Origin of the sequence: Streptococcus mitis (assembly GCF_003942685.1) — a bacterium.
Taxonomy (GTDB): Bacteria; Bacillota; Bacilli; order Lactobacillales; family Streptococcaceae; genus Streptococcus; species Streptococcus mitis_CD.
Window position 1 is genome coordinate 102101 of sequence record NZ_RJNR01000001.1, and the last position, 18183, is coordinate 120283.

Consider the following 18183-nt stretch of genomic DNA (forward strand, 5'->3'; position numbering starts at 1 on the left):
ATGGCAGAAAAGAAAATTAAAAAAGAGAAAATTGATAATGTCGGCATTCACTCCTTCAGTAAGAAAGCAGATATCTTCTTTAGTACCATTTCTGGTTTGGTTGCCCTCTCTTGTATCCTACCCTTTGTATTCGTTATCGTTATTTCGGTGACAGATGAAAAGAGTATCCTCCAAAATGGATATAGCTTCTTCCCATCTCAATTTGGATTAGACGGTTTTGAATTTTTGGCACAGTTTAAGGATAAAATCCTCCAAGCCCTCTTCATCTCAGTCTTTGTAACAGTGGTGGGGACTATCACAAACGTTTTTATCACAACAACCTATGCCTACGCTATCTCACGGACAACCTTTAAGTATCGCAGATTCTTTACAATCTTTGCCCTCCTTAGTATGTTGTTCAATGCTGGTTTGGTACCGGGCTATATCGTGGTAACTCGTTTACTTCAACTTGGTGATACAGTTTGGGCCTTGATTGTTCCAATGCTTCTCTCACCATTTAACATCATCTTGATGCGTTCCTTCTTCAAGAAGACCATTCCAGAAGCTATTCTAGAATCTGCTCGTATCGATGGTGCTAGTGAGGCTCGGATCTTCTTCCAAATCTGTTTGCCATTGTCACTACCAGGTATCGCAACCATCACGCTCTTAACAGCTCTTGGTTTCTGGAATGACTGGTTCAACGCCCTTCTTTACATCAAGAGTGACAACTTGTACCCATTGCAATATTTGCTCATGCAAATCCAACAAAATATGGACTACATCGCCAAAGCAGTCGGCCTATCTGGTCAACTGGGAGTTGCTCTACCAAAAGAAACAGGTCGTATGGCCATGGTTGTGGTCGCAACCCTTCCAATCGCGATTTTGTATCCATTCTTCCAACGCTACTTTGTAAAAGGTTTGACTATCGGTGGTGTGAAAGAATAGTGCTTGTCGAGAAAAAACATTTCTCATTTTCCAACTTCCCTTGCGTGAAGTTAAAATCATTATATTGTTTATAAGTTTAAAAATAAAAAAAGGAGTTTTTGTCATGAAAAACTGGAAAAAATATGCTTTTGCATCTGCTAGCGTAGTCGCTTTGGCTGCTGGTCTCGCTGCTTGTGGAAACCTTTCAGGTAACAAGAAAGCTGCTGACTCAGCTTCAGGTGATAAGACTGTTATCAAAATGTACCAAATCGGTGACAAACCAGATAACTTGGATGAATTGCTAGAAAATGCTAACAAAATCATCGGAGAAAAAGTTGGTGCCAAATTGGATATCCAATATCTTGGATGGGGTGACTACGGCAAGAAAATGTCAGTTATCACATCATCTGGTGAAAACTATGATATCGCCTTTGCAGATAACTACGTTGTAAATGCACAAAAAGGTGCTTATGCTGACTTGACAGAATTGTACAAAAAAGAAGGTAAAGACCTTTACAAAGCACTTGACCCAGCTTACATCAAGGGTAATACTGTAAACGGTAAAATTTACGCTGTTCCAGTTGCAGCTAACGTTGCGTCATCTCAAAACTTTGCCTTCAACGGAACTCTTCTTGCTAAATACGGTATCGACATTTCAGGTGTAAACTCATATGAAACACTTGAACCAGTCTTGAAACAAATCAAAGAAAAAGCTCCAGATGTAGTGCCATTTGCGGTTACTAAGAACTTCATCCCATCCGATAACTTTGACTACCCAGTTCCAAATGGACTTCCATTCGTTATCGACCTTGAAGGGGACACTACTAAGATTGTAAACCGTTACGAAGTGCCTCGCTTTAAAGAACACTTGAAGACTCTTCACAAATTCTATGAAGCTGGATACATTCCAAAAGACGTAGCAACAAGCGATACTTCATTTGACCTTCAACAAGATACTTGGTTCGTTCGTGAAGAAACAGTAGGACCAGCTGACTACGGTAACAGCTTGCTTTCACGTGTTGCTAACAAAGATATCCAAATCAAACCAATCACTAACTTCATCAAGAAAAACCAAACAACACAAGTTGCTAACTTTGTTATCTCAAACAACTCTAAGAACAAAGAAAAATCAATGGAAGTGTTGAACCTCTTGAACACTAACCCAGAACTCTTGAATGGTCTTGTATACGGTCCAGAAGGCAAGAACTGGGAAAAACTTCCAGGTAAAGAAAACCGTGTTAAAGTCCTTGATGGCTACAAAGGAAACACTCACATGGGTGGATGGAACACTGGTAACAACTGGATTCTTTACATCAACGAAAACGTTACAGACCAACAAATCGAAGATTCTAAGAAACAATTGGCAGAAGCTAAAGAATCTCCAGCTCTTGGATTCATCTTTAACACTGACAATGTGAAATCTGAAATCTCTGCGATCTCTAATACAATGCAACAATTCGATACAGCTATCAACACTGGTACTGTAGACCCAGACAAAGCTATTCCAGAATTGATGGAAAAATTGAAATCTGAAGGTGCTTACGATAAAGTATTGAACGAAATGCAAAAACAATACGATGAATTCTTGAAAAACAAAAAATCATAAGATCAATTGATTTCGTGTATTCATTCCTAATTCCTAAAAACTGAATCACTGTTTTCCTCAGGCTTATCTGGGGGAGGCAGTGATTTTTTGAAATAAAGACATAGATATTTCTGTTTCTCATTTCCCTTATTTTAACCATTCAGGAAATCTTAAGCACCATTTAGGATTTAGAGTAAGGATTTAGGAAAATATAGCTTATATTAGAGATGTATCGAGTTTACAAAGGAGAGTTCATATGAAGAAGTATCAACTTCTATTCAAAATAAGTGCAGTTTTCTCTTACTTATTTTTCGTATTTGGTCTTTCTCAGCTGACGCTTATTGTTCAAAATTATTGGCAATTTTCTTCCCAGATTGGCAATTTCGTCTGGATTCAAAATCTCTTGAGTTTGCTATTTAGTGGAGTCATGATTTGGATTCTGGTTAAGACAGGGCACGGCTATCTTTTTCGCATTCCGAGAAAAAAATGGCTTTGGTATTCGATTTTGACAGTACTAGTGGTAGTGCTCCAGATCTCTTTTAACGTTCAGACAGCTAAACATGTTCAGTCAACTGCTGAAGGTTGGGCTGTATTGATCGGTTATAGTGGGACCAACTTTGCTGAGCTAGGTATCTATATAACTTTGTTCTTTCTGACTCCACTTATGGAAGAGCTAATCTATAGAGGATTAATGCAACACGCCTTTTTTAAGCATTCGAGATTTGGCCTTGATTTGCTTCTTCCGTCAATTTTATTTGCTCTTCCTCATTTTTCAAGCCTGCCTAGTTTGTTAGATATCTTCGTCTTTGCAACATCTGGCATCATCTTTGCTAGTTTGACCCGCTATACCAAGAGCATTTATCCTTCCTATGCGGTGCATGTGATTAATAATATTTTCGCAACATTACCATTTCTGCTGACTTTTTTACATAGGGTGTTTGGGTAAATACTGGATTGAAAGTTAGGAATGATAGTTTTTCAATTTATAAACGAATTTCAGGAGGTAAATGAGTGTGACACCATTAAAATGGTTTGCTGGAGGAAGCGAAAGACGTTGTGAAGCCATGACTATCATAGATCATCTACTAGAAGACATAAAGGATACGTCTCAGCTGACTCCCTTGAAAAATCTTTTAGTAAGTTATAAAAGACGATTAGAGGATGATGGAACTTCTACTCCATTTATTTTGAGTCAAATGAACGTTGACGTCTCACGTGTGTTGATTGATAACAAGCTAAGTTTGTCAGAAAGTCAAGCTGAGCAGATCAAAAAATTGAGAGAATTATCTGCTATTCGCTATGGTTACTGACGAAATGCAGGGATAAATCCCTTTCTACAATTTCCAGTCAAATAAATTGCATTCGTTTTCTCAAGCAGGTATACTAGTATAGTTAGATGAAAAATTCTGAAAATTTAAGAATAGAAAAGAGAACAAATCTTATGGCAAAAGATATTCGTGTCTTACTTTACTACCTTTACACTCCAATTGAAAATGCAGAGCAATTTGCTGCAGACCACTTGGCTTTCTGTAAATCAATCGGCCTTAAAGGCCGTATCCTAGTCGCTGACGAGGGAATTAACGGAACAGTTTCAGGGGATTATGAAACAACTCAAAAATACATGGACTATGTTCACAGCCTCCCAGGTATGGAAGACCTCTGGTTCAAGATTGACGAAGAAAGTGAACAAGCCTTCAAGAAGATGTTTGTTCGCTACAAGAAAGAGATTGTCCACCTTGGTTTGGAAGACAACGACTTTGACAATGACATCAACCCACTTGAAACAACAGGTGCTTACTTGTCTCCAAAAGAGTTCAAAGAAGCTCTTCTTGACGAAGATACAGTTGTCCTTGACACACGTAACGATTATGAGTACGACCTAGGACACTTCCGTGGGGCTATTCGCCCAGATATCCGCAACTTCCGTGAGTTGCCACAATGGGTCCGTGATAACAAGGAAAAATTCATGGACAAGCGTGTCGTGGTTTACTGTACAGGTGGGGTTCGCTGTGAGAAATTCTCAGGCTGGATGGTCCGTGAAGGCTACAAAGATGTCGGCCAATTGCACGGAGGAATTGCAACTTACGGTAAAGACCCAGAAGTCCAAGGTGAGCTTTGGGATGGGAAAATGTACGTCTTTGACGAGCGTATTGCCGTAGATGTTAACCATGTCAACCCAACTATCGTAGGGAAAGACTGGTTTGATGGAACACCATGTGAACGTTATGTCAACTGTGGAAATCCATTCTGTAACCGTCGTATCTTGACATCAGAAGAAAATGAAGACAAGTACCTTCGTGGATGCTCACACGAGTGCCGTGTTCACCCACGTAACCGCTATGTTTCAGAAAATGAATTGACACAAGCTGAAGTTGTCGAGCGCCTAGCCGCTATCGGTGAAAGCTTGGATCAAGCAGCTACTGTATAAGATTAAACAGTCCTTAGGGGCTGTTTTTCTATGCTTTTTACTCAAAAATTAATACTCAATGAAAATCAAAGAGCAAACTAGGAAGCTAGCCGCAGGCTGTACTTGAGTACGGCAAGGCGAAGCTGACGCGGTTTGAATTTGATTTTCGAAGAGTATAAAGTTTGTTTTTGTATCTTTCAGAAAAATAAGGTATACTATATGTAAACGATTTCAAAGGAGTTCAGTTATGACGAAAACATTTTTTATTCCAAATAAACAGAGCATTTTAGGAGAACAGGAAATTTTGACTGCCAAGTCTATCTTGGCCTTGGTGGATGGTTTGGAGTCGCATAGCTATGATGCTATCTATCTCCGTCAGCCTCTTAATCGTCTTGAGTATATCGAGTGTGCGATAGTGGGGCAATCACAATTTCTTTTTAAGGTCAGTTATGCTGATAGTCAAAAGGCTTACCGTATCGATCTTCCTGACCTACTCACGAAGACAGACTGGCAGATTATCAAATCATTTTTAGATGCTCTGCTTGCTTATACAGGAACTGAGATTGAAGGACTAGATGGTTTTGATTTTGAAGCTTATTTCCAAGCAAGTATTCAAGCCCATCTGACAGACGCTGCAGCCCGTTTTACGATTTGCCAAGGAATTTTTAATCCTGTTTTCTTTGGTCATGAGGACTTGAAAAGCTTTTTAGAGGAAAATGGCTTGGCTCAGTTTGAAGCGCGTGTACGTGCGGTTCAAGAGACAGATGCCTACTTTGCAAGAGTTTCCTTCTATCAGGATGGAGAAGGCCAAGTGCACGGTGTTTACCATCTGGCTCAAGGAGTCAAGACAGTATTACCGAGAGAACCATTTGTTCCTACTGCCTATATTGAGCAATTGGTGGATAAGGAAGTGCAGTGGGAGATTGACTTGGTTCAAATCACAGGAGACGGCTCTAAACCAGAAGACTATGAAGCCATTGTCCGCTTAGACTATGCAAAATTCCTAGAGTCACTACCATCAGCATCTTACCACCAACTAGATGCCAATCAATTAGAAGTGCAACCCATCTTAGACAAAGATTTTAAAGCATTAGCACAAGAAAAGTAAAGCAGAAGCAGGTCAATTGCTATTTAGCGTGCGAAATATGGTTTAGTCTTGTTAAGTTTTGTAATATAAAATTTTAAGAATTGCTTAGTTCAATAAAAAACAGCATAATATAAAAAATATAATATTATTCGGTAACTAATTATCAGGAGATTTTAAGATGGATATCAAGAAGGAAGTAGGTAAAAGAATCCGAATGTTGCGAGAGATGAAACATATCACTCGTGAAACTCTTTGTGATGATGAAACTGAGATAACGGTGCGCCAATTAGCACGGATTGAATCAGGCCAGTCTTCCCCGAGTTTATCCAAGGTAGAGTATATAGCTTACAAACTAGGCTGTTCAATTTCACATATAGTAGATATGGATCATATGATTTTACCCTCCGAGTACTTGATATTAAAGGATAAACTCATTAAGTTTCAAACTTATGGAGATGATGATAGAATCCAAGTTAAGGAAGAGTTGTTTGAAAGAGTTTACGAACACTATTATGACAGTCTACCTGAGGATGAGCAGATTGCAGTTAGTGCCTTACAAGCTAGTTTTGATGTCTTTGTAAGTGAAGATGCAGGTTTTGGCGATGCTTTGCTGGATGAATATTTTGAACAAGTAAAGATAAGGAAAAACTATTCGGTGAATGATTTGCTTCTGATAAAATTGTACTTTGTTTCGTGTTTAGCAAGACCGATTGGGTATCATCATGAACTGTTTTGGATGCTTTCTAAAAAACTTATAAGAGAAACAAATTCATCCGATTTAGAGACAGCTTATATGTTAAAGAGAACAGTGCTTGATTCTTTAGCTGTTCAATGGATGGAAAAATCTTACTCCACTTTTGAGCCTTATGTTAAGGCGATGAACAGGCTGATGATTTTATCGCAGGATTTTCAAAACAAGCCAATTGTTGATATGCTTGAAGCTATGTGTACCTTATTTCATAAACGGGATAAGGAAAAAGCCATCCGCTTATACGATAGAGCTATTATTTGTGCTCAAGCATTTGGAGACCAAGTATTAGAAGCGCGTATATTGGGAGAAAAAGAAAAAGATTTAAAAACTTTTGAGGAAATGGAGAGCTAACATGACATTTTTGTCATGTTTTTTTATTTTTGAAAGCGCTATACTATGATCATAAAGAACAAGAGATAAGGAGGAAAGAAGCATGTTTGGATTTGAAGTATTCTTAAGTCTTAGTTTTTGGTTTTCTGGATAGGAGATAGAAATGGAAGATTTTAGTATCTCGCTAGAGACGTTTACACAAACTCGCCACAGTTTGCTGTTTCGAAATAACACGACGGAGCAAAAGTTGGTACAAATAGAGTTGAATAAGGAACCATTCCGTTTAGCTATTTTAGATGCAGGCGAAGAGCGAGTTTTAATCTTACCAGAAGAATTATCTATTATCGAAAGTTTTAGAATTTCAGAAGTGGAGGACAATCCATGATGTCAAAAAAACATGTTGTAGAGACAATGGTTCTTCTTGTGATAGCATCTTTATTTTTAGCAGGATTTTACTATCAAAACCAGGAATCTCATCATCAAGAAGAAACAGCGCAAGAGCTCCTCTTAAAAAAAGAGGAGGAAATAAACCAATATATTTCAAAAACTAAAAATACAACATTCAAGAATGCATTGTTAACCTCTAATGAGGGAGCACAGGTTCAACTATCAGATTATAAGTTTAGACCAAAGGTTGTGGTATTCTGGGCTAGTTGGTGTCCTGATTGCCAAAAAGAGCTCCCAATCATTCAGCGCCTTTATGATAAATACCAAGATAAAGTTGATTTCTTTATGGTGGATATAGTTGATGGGGAACGTGAAACACTTGAAACCTCTCATCAATTTTTAAGGAATCAGGGTTTTACCTTTCCAGTTTATATAGATCAAGATTTACAAGCTTTTAAGTTTTTTGATGTAAAAGCTATTCCAACAATATTTATAGTGGATAAAGATGGGATAGTGAAACAAATTTATGTAGAACAAGGAAGCGAAGAAATCTTGTCTAAAGATTTAAAACAGTTAATAAATGACTGAAATGAGAATCTCATTTGGTTATTATAAAAAATTTTTTAAAAGGAGGGTTTTCTGATGAGAAAACTAACTGGACGTGTCAAAAGACACATTGTAGCAGGTCGCTTTTGTATTATAGGTCTTCGATATGGAGTAGGCATATTTTGTTGGGATTAAATAGGAGGATGAAGTAGTGAAAAAACTAAGTAACAAAAATAAACAGCACATTGTAGCAGGTCGCTTTTGTATTATAGGTCTTCGATATGGAGTAGGTATATTTTGTTGGGATTAAAAGGAGGGTTAAGTAATGAAAAAACTAAGTAATAAACATAAAAAACACATTGTGGCAGGTCAATTTTGTGCTGTTTCACCACTCGGTATTTATGGAATGCTCACAGGTATTGGGTTCTTCTGCTGGAGTTAACGTAATCTAAAAATCTCTGGCAGGGTTCATTCCTTGTCAGAGACTTTTTAATATAATGAACGGAGAGAAACTATGAATCGTGTGATTTTAAGTCTTAAAAATATTGATAAAACATATGGGAAAGAACAGGTTTTACATAATATTTCCTTTGATATTGAGCAAGGGGAAATATGTGGTCTTATCGGTGAAAATGGTGCAGGAAAGACAACCTTAATGAGAATTCTTCTAGGACTAATTCAAGCTGATAAGGGAGAAATTGAGAGTGTTTCGCAGCATAAGATTGGTAGTATTATCGAATCACCTGCCCTCTATCCAAACTTGACTGGACGTCAACACCTGCAATATTATAAAACAAGATTTGGTTTAAAGACAGATATCACAAAAATGTTGGAATTGGTTCACTTGCCGGAACCGTCATGGGATCGAAAAGTAAAAAACTATTCCCTTGGAATGAAGCAAAGACTATCGATAGCAATTGCGCTTTTGGATAATCCAGAGCTTATTATCTTAGATGAACCAGTGAATGGTTTAGATCCTCAAGGGATTTCAGATTTAAGAAAAATGATTTTGAATTTACGGGATCAGTTAGGAGTTACTTTTTTAATCTCGAGCCATATTCTGTCAGAATTGGAATTTATAACAGATAAGTATATCATCATGAAAAAAGGAAAGATTCTAAATGTGATGAGTTCAAAAGAGCTAGCAAATGATTTGTCAGAAAAGCTCTTCCTTAAGACGAGTAATAATCAGATTCTAAAAACGTTTTTAAAAGAAGAGGGCATTGTTCATTTTGAGCAGGATGACTATCTGGTTGTGCCAGAAAAGGAAAAATTAATGGCTATCTTGGAATATAGTGTCGTGTCAAATCTAGTGATACAGGATATTTATATTAAGAAAGAACGCTTTGAGGACTACTATTTGCATAATATTATCTGATGATTTAAGAAAGGAGGAGAGTCATGAATTCTCTTAAAGCAGATATGTATAAATTTTACTGGGAAAAAAGAGGAGTACTTCCTAGTTTGTTGATAGGATTATTGATTTTGTTATTCTCCTTATTTTTTAAGTCATCGAATGAAGATGAACCAGCATTTCGAGTATTGATTTCAAATGTGAGTGGTTTTATTCCTTTGCTTTTTATCTCTACTAATTTATTTTTCTGGGGGGAAGATTATAGTTTCCGTACGATTAACATTCTCCTCACAAAAGAAAAACAACGTTGGAAGTTATTTTTATATAAAACTTTGGGAGCCTTTTGTTTGTCTTTCCTATATGTAACTATTTTTTATAGTTTAACAGCCCTCGTCTATTTGGAGGGAGACTTGGTGTTGATTGTTTCGACATTTTTACATCAACTACCATACTATTTGGTTATTATCAGTATCTCATTATTAATTTTTCAAATATTTGATAAGGTTTATGAATCATGTATGATTTATATACTCTATATTTTACTGTTTGATAACCTATTGGTTTATGTCCTTCCAAACTCTGGTGAGAGTGTGAGAGACTATTTATTAATGACTTTAAATTTGAAAACTTCCCCTGGAGTAAGTCAATTTACCCTTACGAATGTAGGCTATCCTATATTGGTAAGTATAGCAGTGATTGTACTTGCGTTTGTTGTATTCAGTAAAAAAGAATTTAAGTAGGAGTACTAATGATGAAAAAAATAGGAATTGTAATTGGGCTGTTGTTACTGTTTGTAGTGGCTGGAATTTTATTAACCTTAAAACGAGGAGAGACGACAATCAGTGTAAAACAATCGTGGGCTCTTTCTTCTAAAAGTATTAAAACGTTAGAGTTTTATGGTTCAAAGCAAGCAATTGATGTTAAAGTTGTCAAGAGTGAATCAGATGAAACAAGTGTTCAAATAGAAGGAAAAGTTTCCGAAGAATCAGTGAATAACATAACTAAAAACGTTAAAATGAGTTCAGATAGTCTATATATTCCATTTTCACAACATGGCTTTAATTTGGCTTTGAGTTCACAAGGGAAAGACAAGTTATATGTAACCATTTCCTTAGGGAAAAATGCAACTTTCGAAAAAATTTTTGTAGATACTCTTGTTGGCGATGTATCTATTACAGTTCCTAAAGATTTTGATGGAATCTATACTTTGCATACAAATAATACAGGAGAAGTTTTAAAGGTTCCTACGACAAATCAAACTTCGAATAGCGTCATTGAAGTTGATGGTTATAGTAAGATAAGTGTTGAAAAAGGAGAAAATAATGGTTAGTCACTATAAACAAGCAACTTTGCTGGATTGTGGAATGGCTTGTGTAAAGACAATCATTTCTTACTATTTCCCAAAATTAGAACATTTAGATAGTCTACAATTTGATAACAATAACCACCAAGGACTGTCTTTGTTTGATATAGAAGATATACTAAAAAGCTATGGTATTGATGCGGATTCTTATCAAATTGAGACTCCTAGTTTGTTAAACAACGTATCATTTCCTTATTTACTAGTAGTAGAAAGAGCTAGCTTGCCTCATTATATCGTCGTGTTGGATGGAGACAGTAGTTCATTGATTGTTTCTGATCCTGCAAATGAGGAAATTGAGAAAATTTCAAGATTAGAACTTTTTAGTCAGAGTGTAGGAATTGTTTTAATTCCTCAAAAGAATGAGAATGTTAATTCAGAAGATAGAAAAGATATTGTTACGATAAGCTATGCAGATAAGTTATATCATAGATTTCTAGCTTCACTTGGTTGGAAGAGAAAATTGGCAATCTTTTTCTTGGGATTAGCTAAAATTAGTTTACCTATTGCTATTGCTTTTTTACTACAAATAACAATGTCTGGTCTACTTAACATTCAGTTTAGTATTCAACTATTTACCCTAGCTTCAATAATATTAGCTTCATATTTGTATTGGCAGTTCTCTATATTAGAAACGAGATTAAAAGGAAAGATTGAGAATAATTTTTTAAATGATATTCTGTCCTCTTTTTATAAGAACCAATTAAATGATTTTTCTTTAACTAAAAATTATGAGTATGTGAGTAGTTATTTTTGGAATTTATTGTTATCAGCAACAGGTATTATGCAAAAATTTTACTTAAAGGTACAGCTTTTAGTGTTTTGTTTGCTACTGTTATTGCTATTAAAATTGAATATTATTATTTTCGCAGTTACATGCGTATCTATAGCTATTCTTGGTTTATATGTCAATTTTGAAATACGAAAAGTTGTAAAAAATCAGCGAGAATTTATTGCTAATAGTTCTAACTTTAGTTCTCTGGTAGAAAATACAATTTATGGTTTGCAAGATATTATAAGTTTCCAAAAATCTAGCGACTTCATCAAAGAATTTGATGAAAGACTCAATGAACTATTGGGAACGAAACTAGATAGTACACATATTACCAATAGATTATTAGCTTCTACGCAGATATTTATTGGTTTAACTGGTTCATTTTTGCTTGCTACTGTAAATATTATTAGAGATTACGCACATATATCGGAGTATACAAATAGTATTTTGATTTTATTACTGTTATCCAGCATTTTAAATTCTTTAATTACATCTTGGGTAGCATTGAAAAAAAGTCAATATTCCTTTGAGTTTATTGGACTAGAGGAAGTAGGGATGGAAAGTAATCTTGCTACCATTCCAGTATCTAAAATTGAACAATTGTCATGCCGGAATTTATGTAAAAAATGGGATGAAAGATTGGTGTTTACTAAATTAAATTTTGAGTTCAATAGTGGTGAATTAACCGTTATTACAGGCGGGAATGGAACTGGGAAATCATCTCTTTTGAATATTATTCAGGGATTATCTTCTCCAACAGAGGGTGATATTGTACTGAATGGAATGGAAAGTTTTTCTACTTTAGAGGAGACTAATATTTTAGATTATTTAAGCGTGTATTCATCTGAATTTCATGTATTCCCTGGAAGTGTTTCAAAAAATATTAATTTCACTCTATTTAATAAGGAAAACTATGAATCAAATAATCTTGATAGTCTGAATCTCAATATAGCTCTAAGTCATCAGATTGATGGGAAAGCCACCAATATTTCGCAAGGTCAGAAACAAAAAATTCTACTCATGAGGAGTTTATCGCAAGAAAAGGACATCTATCTATTTGATGAGCCTACAGGAAATTTGGACAGAAACTCAACTGAATTATTTCTAAATGAGGTTGAGAAATTAGTGAACGAGGAAAAGATTGTTATTGTCGTGACTCATGATAAGGATGTTATTGCTAGAGCAGGTAAAGTTATTAATATGGACGAATTTCATTAAAAGTTAATAAATGGAGATTGGTGGTTTCTAATCTTAATTTTACATATAACTAGTTTGCATAATATTTGGAATAACGAACTTCATAGCAACGTTATCATACTACTGAACTCTAGAAATACAACCCATCCTAAGACAAGATTTTAAAGCATTAGCACAAGAAAAGTGAAGCAGGTCAAGTGACTTGCTTTTTTGACATAGAAAAAATCCTGCCATGGAAGACAGGATTGAAGTTTAAAGAAAGGCCAAGATACGGAGATAATCTCCAATCAGTGCCACTTCAGCTACAAAGAAGAGGAGGATAATGACTCCGTTCACAAGGACAGACAAGAATAATTGATAGAAGGAGTCGGTTTCACTTGCTTGACTTGGTCTTGTAATGATATGGAGACTGGCAAGCAGAATGATTCCAATGCTAATCACACACAAGAGAGCCGTAAATCGCAGGCTGTCAAAGAAGGCAAAGAAACTAGCAATAGCAGTGAGGAAGATTGGAATTGCTAAGAGTTGACTATATTGTTGGAGAACCTTTTCTAGCGTCCAGTCCTTTTCTTGGTAGATAAATCGTCTCACGACGAAACTACCCAAGAGGAATGAAAAGAAGAAGAGTGTTGTTGCTACTAGGATAGAGATAATCGAAAAGAGATTCAATGAAGCAAATTGTTCAGGGAAGTGATTATGCATAGTTGCTATATGTCCATAGTAAGCATGTTTGATGTGGTAGATACTAAAGAAAAAGGAAGATGCAGAAAACAGAATGAGCAAGATAAAGGCCGTGTAGCTATGCTTACTACTTGTTTCAAGACTGCTTGTAGGAGATTTGAGAGCTTCCACTAGCCAAGACCAAAAATCAAGCACTTGCTCTTTCCATTTATCCGTAGATTTTGGAGCTTGGTCGGGAATATAAGGACTTTCTAAGGATTTACTTAGAATAAGTGGCTCTTTCGTAGTTGTTTTTTGCTGAGGAAGTGCTTCTTGACTCTCTTCAGCTATAGTGACTTTTTCTGTTTCTTTAGAAAGGTCTTGCTCTTCTTCAGTAGAATCTAATGCTTTCTTTTCTTCTATTTCTGTTCTTGCTTCACTGTCTTCAGGCGTTTCAATTTTCTCTTCTTGCTGATTTTCAAGTTCGACTTCAGCTTGAGAGACTTCCTCCTCTACTTGAGTATTTTTTTCAATTGGTGTATCGAGATTGGCTATCGTTTCTTCAGCCTTGTCTGCAACCTCTTGATTTTGCTCTTCAGGTTTGTTCTTGCTTGTTGTTTTTACAAAATCATTACTTTCAAACCATTCTTGTTTCATGGTAGAACCTCCTTTTTAGTTAGATAAATATGCTTCCATAGTAGCAAATGTAAGCGCTTTTGTCAACGTCTGTTTGGTATGGATATTAGCTCAATATCATTATCAGCTCTAGCAATGAGTTGATCCTTGGCTTCGGTTTTTTCAGTTTTGTAAGGGTTGCTTAATTCCGTACCTCTTGATTTAGGCTCTTCTCTTGTGAATTGGAAGATAGAACCATAGTTACTTGAGATGTCCCAGTTAATTCGTTGGCTTTCTTTCTGGTCTAGGATGATTCTGAGATACTTTTTGGCAGTCAGTTCAACCTTACCATGGACTTGGATATTTTCAGCGTGGAAGTGCTTCTCTGTTGACTCTAGCTGACTATCTGTAAGGTCTGTATCAAAGATATTAACGATATTAGGGGTTGTGAGTTTACTGTTTTTGATACGACTTCCTTCAATTCGGAGGATATAGCTGTTTGTATTAAGGGTCGCATTTTCAAGGCTAGCATTTATGATGGTGGTTTGTCCACGATTGGCTGAGATGTTGATTCCTTTTAGGATTCTTCCTTTTGGTAATTGGAGAATAACTTCATCAAAACGACTAGAGTAGCTGCTTGCGATATGGAGAATCCCGCCAATTCCAGAAGAGAGAAACGGACTTTCAGACAGTTTCTTATCAGTGAGGCTTAGAGTTTTGTTGTTTTGATTTGTGACAAGATCATGGTTAGCAGAAATAGATGGATGATAAGAAATGTGGATTTGATCATCGAAAGAGTCTGTGATGGTCAGTGCGTGTTGGTGGAGCGTAATCTCTAGGTTTTCGACTTCCTTGCCAAAGGTCAGCTCTTCCATCCGACTATCATAGACAGGCTCCTTGGACATGGCAAGTAGGCTCTTGATCCCGTCAGATTGGATACCTACAAAGAGCAGGATAAATCCGATAATAGTAGTCACCACACCAAAAATGAGAAATCCTTTTGTCCATTTACGCATGCTGGTCACCTCTCTTTCCTTTTTTGAGAACAAATTGCACCAGGCGAACAATGAGTAGACCGAAGAAGCGAGCTACATAGGAAATACCTAATAAAACCAGCGAAGAAGCACCGATAGCTAGTAAACCAGAACCGAAAATCAAGATAAAGGCTGATTTAGCTTGGTCTAGGACAGTAAAACTTTCAACTAAAAATAGGAATCCGCCGATGATACCAAGTATGGAAACCGCAAAGAAAGCCAAGATGACAGTCAAGGCTGCCACAAGGATTGCGAACAGGGACACGAGGATGGCGATTCCCAGAGGAATACCGATGGGTGCCGCAAGGAGAGCTAACAAGGCGATATGCAAAATTTGTCGGTTATTCTTTTGAGCGGGTGCTTCATTGATTTTTTTATCGAGAAGATTGGAGAGAACTTCGTGGGCCGCTTCTTTGGGAGTTCCCAAGCTAGCGATGAGTTCTTCTTCTCCTTCGACTCCAGCATCGTCAAAGAGTTCCCTGAAATAGTCCATGGCTTCAATTTGGTCAGCCTGAGGCAGTTTTTTGAGATAGAGTTCTAGCTGAGTCAGGTATTCAGTTCTTGTCATGGCGGATACTCCCTTCTATGATGCCATTAATGGTGTCTGTATAGAGTGCCCATTCATCTTTCAGGGTCACGAGCTGTTCTATACCACCATTTGTCAAGGAGTAGTATTTGCGCATGCGACCTTGGAACTCTCTAGAATAGGTTGTCAGAAAGCTATTGCCTTCCAATTTTTTTAGGATAGGATAGAGTGTAGATTCTTTGATATTAGCAATCAGCTTAATGGTTTGGCTAATCTCATAACCATAAGAATCATCCTGCTCCAGTACAGCCAAGATAAGAAATTCAATCAAGGCAGAGGATGTTGGAAAGTACATGGGGAACCTCCTTTTCTAATGTGTAAGATTTTTATATATAATTTTTCTACACATACATTGTACATCTAAATGAAAGCCCTGTCAAGAGAAATGTGTAAAATTTTTATATATAAAAAACTTCTAGCCAAAACTAGAAGTTTAAAGGATTTTATCAGCTCTGTCCACTGTAAAGAGGGCCACAGTCATCAGGATATCGACGAGTAAGAGGGCAGCTACAGCTGGCACCCAAGAGTGGAAAAGGTCAAAACTGTAACCAAAGAGGGTTGGCCCAAAGGCTGCTAGGATATAGCCTCCTGTTTGAGATAAACCAGACAATTGTGCAGTCTTTTCAGGGGCGCTTGTCTTGAGTGAAAAGTTGACCATGAGATAGGGGAAGAGGGCGCTGGTCGCGGTTCCGATGAGGATATGGATGGCAAGCCAGTAAAAGAAATTACCGATTGGGAAAAAGAGCATGGAAATACCGACCACGCCAGCCAGTGAAACCAGAGTGAGCATGAGCTGACGGTTGCGAGTAGACAAGCTGGTTGTCAGGCTTGGGATAGTCATTGAAAAAGGAATGCTAATCAGGGAGAAGATAGAGGTTAGCAAGCCAGCTTCGTGACTGGATAGGCCTGCATGGATGGCCATGGTAGGTAGCCAGGTCATAGCGGTGTAAAAGAGCAAGGATTGAAAACCTGCAAAGACAATCACTGCCCAGACCTGTTTATTATGCATGACCTTTGTTTTGCTTTTTTGTTTGGTTTGTGGAGCCAGTCTGTGATTATAGCGGTGATTAGGCAGCCAGACCAAAAAAGTTGCTAGGCAGAGCAGGGTGAGGAGGATGATAAGTCCTTTCCAAGAACTGGCTTGTGTAATAGGCACAGCCAGATAGGAGGCCAGAGCCGTTGCAATCCCCATAGAGGTTACATATAAGGTAGTCAGAAAACCAATTTTCTTTGGTTGATTGGCTTGGATAAGACTAGGAAGCAGAACATTAATGACTGCGATACTTGCCCCAACCATCAAGGTTCCTAGATAGAGCAGAGGCAGATTGATTAGTCTAATGAGAGAACCGATGGTCAAGAAGAAAAGGCTATAGGTAAAGAGATGCTCCAAGCCGATTTTTTGAGCCAGTCGGGTAGAAAATAGCGAGAAGAGGGTAAACATGAGGAGAGGAAGGCTGGTCAAGACACCAAGCGAACTAACTTCTACTCCCAGTCCTTGCGAAATATCTCCCAAAATAATGGGTAAAACAGTAAAAGGAGTCCGCAAGGAAACACCAATTAGTATAATACCTGGAACAAAAAAGAGTGATTGCTTTTTCATATAATACCTCTTCTAGCTGATTTTAATAACAGCTTATTTTAAGGTTTTTTCCTTATAATGTCAAGTAAGGTTTTGGGCTTTCAAGATAAAAATGGGAAAGTCTTGAAAATTATGATAAAATAGTGGAAGGAAATCTATACATTGGAGAAAAACTGTGTCTGAAAAGCAAAAAATCAGCGTATTGATATCGGTCTATATCAAGGAAAATCCGACATTTTTAAAGGATGCTATTGAGAGTGTTCAAAATCAGACCCTGAAACCGAGCGAATTGGTTCTAGTTGAGGATGGGCCTTTGACACCTGAGCTCTATCAGGTATTAGACCAGCTTGAAGCTGAGTCTGATATTCCAGTGAAACGCTATCCTCTTGAGCATAATCAAGGTTTGGGTCTGGCTCTTCGACAGGGTGTTTTGCAGTGTCAGTACGATATCATCGCTCGTATGGATACGGATGATATAGCTGTTCCAGACCGTTTTGAGAAACAGGTTCAGCTAATGGAGAAGGAAAACCTCGACCTATTAGGTGGACATATTGCAGAGTTTATTGACAATCCTGATGAGATTGTTTCTTACCGTCGTGTTCCAACCCAGCATGCAGATATTGTAGCTTATCAAAGGATGAGAAGTGCCTTTAACCACATGACTGTCATGTTCAAGAAGGACATGGTTCTCAAGGCAGGCAACTATGAGGATGGGCTTTATATGGAGGATGACCTCCTCTGGCTCAATATGATTGCTGCAGGAGCTAAGACTGGAAATCTGGATCAAATCTTGTGTAAGGTTCGTGTTGGAGCAGGAATGTTTGAGCGTCGTGGGGGACTGCGTTACCTCAAACTCTATCGTCAAGCTCGTCAACGCATGCTGAAGCGAGGACAAATTTCTTACATGGAGTATGCCAAGAGTGTTGCCATTCAGATGGTGGTTGCCCTTTGTCCTGGATTTGTCCGACAGTTTATTTTTATGAAACTGTTACGAAAAAGCAAGTAAAAGATTGTAGCAAATCATAAA

General features: G+C 37.3%; 19 protein-coding genes. 14 read left to right on the forward strand and 5 right to left on the reverse strand.

Annotated elements, in window-relative coordinates; genetic code table 11:
- From D8855_RS00465 to D8855_RS00525, 13 genes are all read left to right on the forward strand, one after another.
- Positions 1–924 carry a carbohydrate ABC transporter permease gene (locus D8855_RS00465; RefSeq protein WP_000818353.1) on the forward strand — a complete coding sequence of 308 codons (924 nt, stop codon included), beginning with the start codon at positions 1–3 and terminating at the stop codon, positions 922–924.
- Between the two features lie 103 nt (positions 925–1027).
- Entirely contained in the window at positions 1028–2509 is a 1482-nt protein-coding gene (locus tag D8855_RS00470) for an ABC transporter substrate-binding protein (RefSeq protein WP_004263115.1), read from the forward strand.
- A 235-nt stretch (positions 2510–2744) separates the two neighbouring features.
- Positions 2745–3434, forward strand: coding sequence for a CPBP family intramembrane glutamic endopeptidase (locus tag D8855_RS00475; protein WP_004263111.1), 690 nt, complete (start codon positions 2745–2747; stop codon positions 3432–3434).
- Positions 3435–3501: 67 nt separating this feature from the next.
- Complete coding sequence (locus D8855_RS00480; RefSeq protein WP_185757544.1) at positions 3502–3798, forward strand: bacteriocin immunity protein; 297 nt, start codon at positions 3502–3504, stop codon at positions 3796–3798.
- A 131-nt stretch (positions 3799–3929) separates the two neighbouring features.
- Positions 3930–4916, forward strand: coding sequence for an oxygen-dependent tRNA uridine(34) hydroxylase TrhO (trhO, locus tag D8855_RS00485; RefSeq protein ID WP_001030024.1), 987 nt, complete (start codon positions 3930–3932; stop codon positions 4914–4916).
- A gap of 226 nt (positions 4917–5142) precedes the next feature.
- Positions 5143–6003: a DUF4299 family protein gene (locus D8855_RS00490; protein WP_084887743.1), complete on the forward strand. Its 861-nt coding sequence runs from the start codon at positions 5143–5145 to the stop codon at positions 6001–6003.
- 157 nt (positions 6004–6160) lie between these two features.
- Positions 6161–7084 carry a helix-turn-helix domain-containing protein gene (locus D8855_RS00495; RefSeq protein ID WP_020902121.1) on the forward strand — a complete coding sequence of 308 codons (924 nt, stop codon included), beginning with the start codon at positions 6161–6163 and terminating at the stop codon, positions 7082–7084.
- Positions 7085–7226: 142 nt separating this feature from the next.
- The gene (locus tag D8855_RS00500; RefSeq protein WP_000389381.1) at positions 7227–7448 is read left to right on the forward strand and encodes a hypothetical protein; all 222 of its coding nucleotides are present in this window, start codon (positions 7227–7229) and stop codon (positions 7446–7448) included.
- Positions 7445–8038 (forward strand): TlpA family protein disulfide reductase, encoded by a 594-nt coding sequence (locus D8855_RS00505; RefSeq protein ID WP_033682461.1) that lies wholly within the window; start codon positions 7445–7447, stop codon positions 8036–8038. Before D8855_RS00500 ends, D8855_RS00505 begins: the two co-directional genes overlap by 4 nt.
- Before the next feature lie 472 nt (positions 8039–8510).
- Positions 8511–9374 carry an ATP-binding cassette domain-containing protein gene (locus D8855_RS00510; protein ID WP_020902118.1) on the forward strand — a complete coding sequence of 288 codons (864 nt, stop codon included), beginning with the start codon at positions 8511–8513 and terminating at the stop codon, positions 9372–9374.
- Between the two features lie 23 nt (positions 9375–9397).
- Positions 9398–10090: a hypothetical protein gene (locus D8855_RS00515; protein ID WP_020902117.1), complete on the forward strand. Its 693-nt coding sequence runs from the start codon at positions 9398–9400 to the stop codon at positions 10088–10090.
- Between the two features lie 8 nt (positions 10091–10098).
- Positions 10099–10680, forward strand: a complete 582-nt coding sequence (locus tag D8855_RS00520) for a hypothetical protein (protein WP_020902116.1) — start codon at positions 10099–10101, stop codon at positions 10678–10680.
- On the forward strand, positions 10673–12703 hold the full coding sequence (locus tag D8855_RS00525; protein ID WP_084887745.1) for an ATP-binding cassette domain-containing protein: 2031 nt from the start codon (positions 10673–10675) through the stop codon (positions 12701–12703). The genes D8855_RS00520 and D8855_RS00525 overlap by 8 nt, the downstream gene beginning before the upstream one ends.
- Positions 12704–12934: 231 nt before the next feature.
- On the opposite strand, the gene D8855_RS00530 is transcribed toward D8855_RS00525, so the two are convergent.
- The 5 genes from D8855_RS00530 to D8855_RS00550 all read right to left on the reverse strand — a co-directional run bounded on the left by D8855_RS00530 (position 12935) and on the right by D8855_RS00550 (position 17177).
- Positions 12935–13999: a DUF6574 domain-containing protein gene (locus tag D8855_RS00530; protein ID WP_125415517.1), complete on the reverse strand. Its 1065-nt coding sequence runs from the start codon at positions 13997–13999 to the stop codon at positions 12935–12937.
- A gap of 62 nt (positions 14000–14061) precedes the next feature.
- Positions 14062–14973, reverse strand: a complete 912-nt coding sequence (locus D8855_RS00535; RefSeq protein WP_125415519.1) for a DUF4097 domain-containing protein — start codon at positions 14971–14973, stop codon at positions 14062–14064.
- On the reverse strand, positions 14966–15559 hold the full coding sequence (locus tag D8855_RS00540) for a DUF1700 domain-containing protein (protein WP_084887752.1): 594 nt from the start codon (positions 15557–15559) through the stop codon (positions 14966–14968). The genes D8855_RS00535 and D8855_RS00540 overlap by 8 nt, the downstream gene beginning before the upstream one ends.
- A complete protein-coding gene (locus D8855_RS00545) occupies positions 15546–15872 on the reverse strand; it encodes a PadR family transcriptional regulator (RefSeq protein WP_000273858.1) in 327 nt (108 codons plus the stop codon). The genes D8855_RS00540 and D8855_RS00545 overlap by 14 nt, the downstream gene beginning before the upstream one ends.
- Positions 15873–16010: 138 nt before the next feature.
- The gene (locus tag D8855_RS00550; protein ID WP_024057315.1) at positions 16011–17177 is read right to left on the reverse strand and encodes a CynX/NimT family MFS transporter; all 1167 of its coding nucleotides are present in this window, start codon (positions 17175–17177) and stop codon (positions 16011–16013) included.
- 154 nt (positions 17178–17331) lie between these two features.
- On the opposite strand from D8855_RS00550, the gene D8855_RS00555 reads away from it, so the two are divergent.
- Complete coding sequence (locus D8855_RS00555; protein ID WP_001291454.1) at positions 17332–18162, forward strand: glycosyltransferase; 831 nt, start codon at positions 17332–17334, stop codon at positions 18160–18162.
- Positions 18163–18183 lie beyond the last annotated feature (21 nt).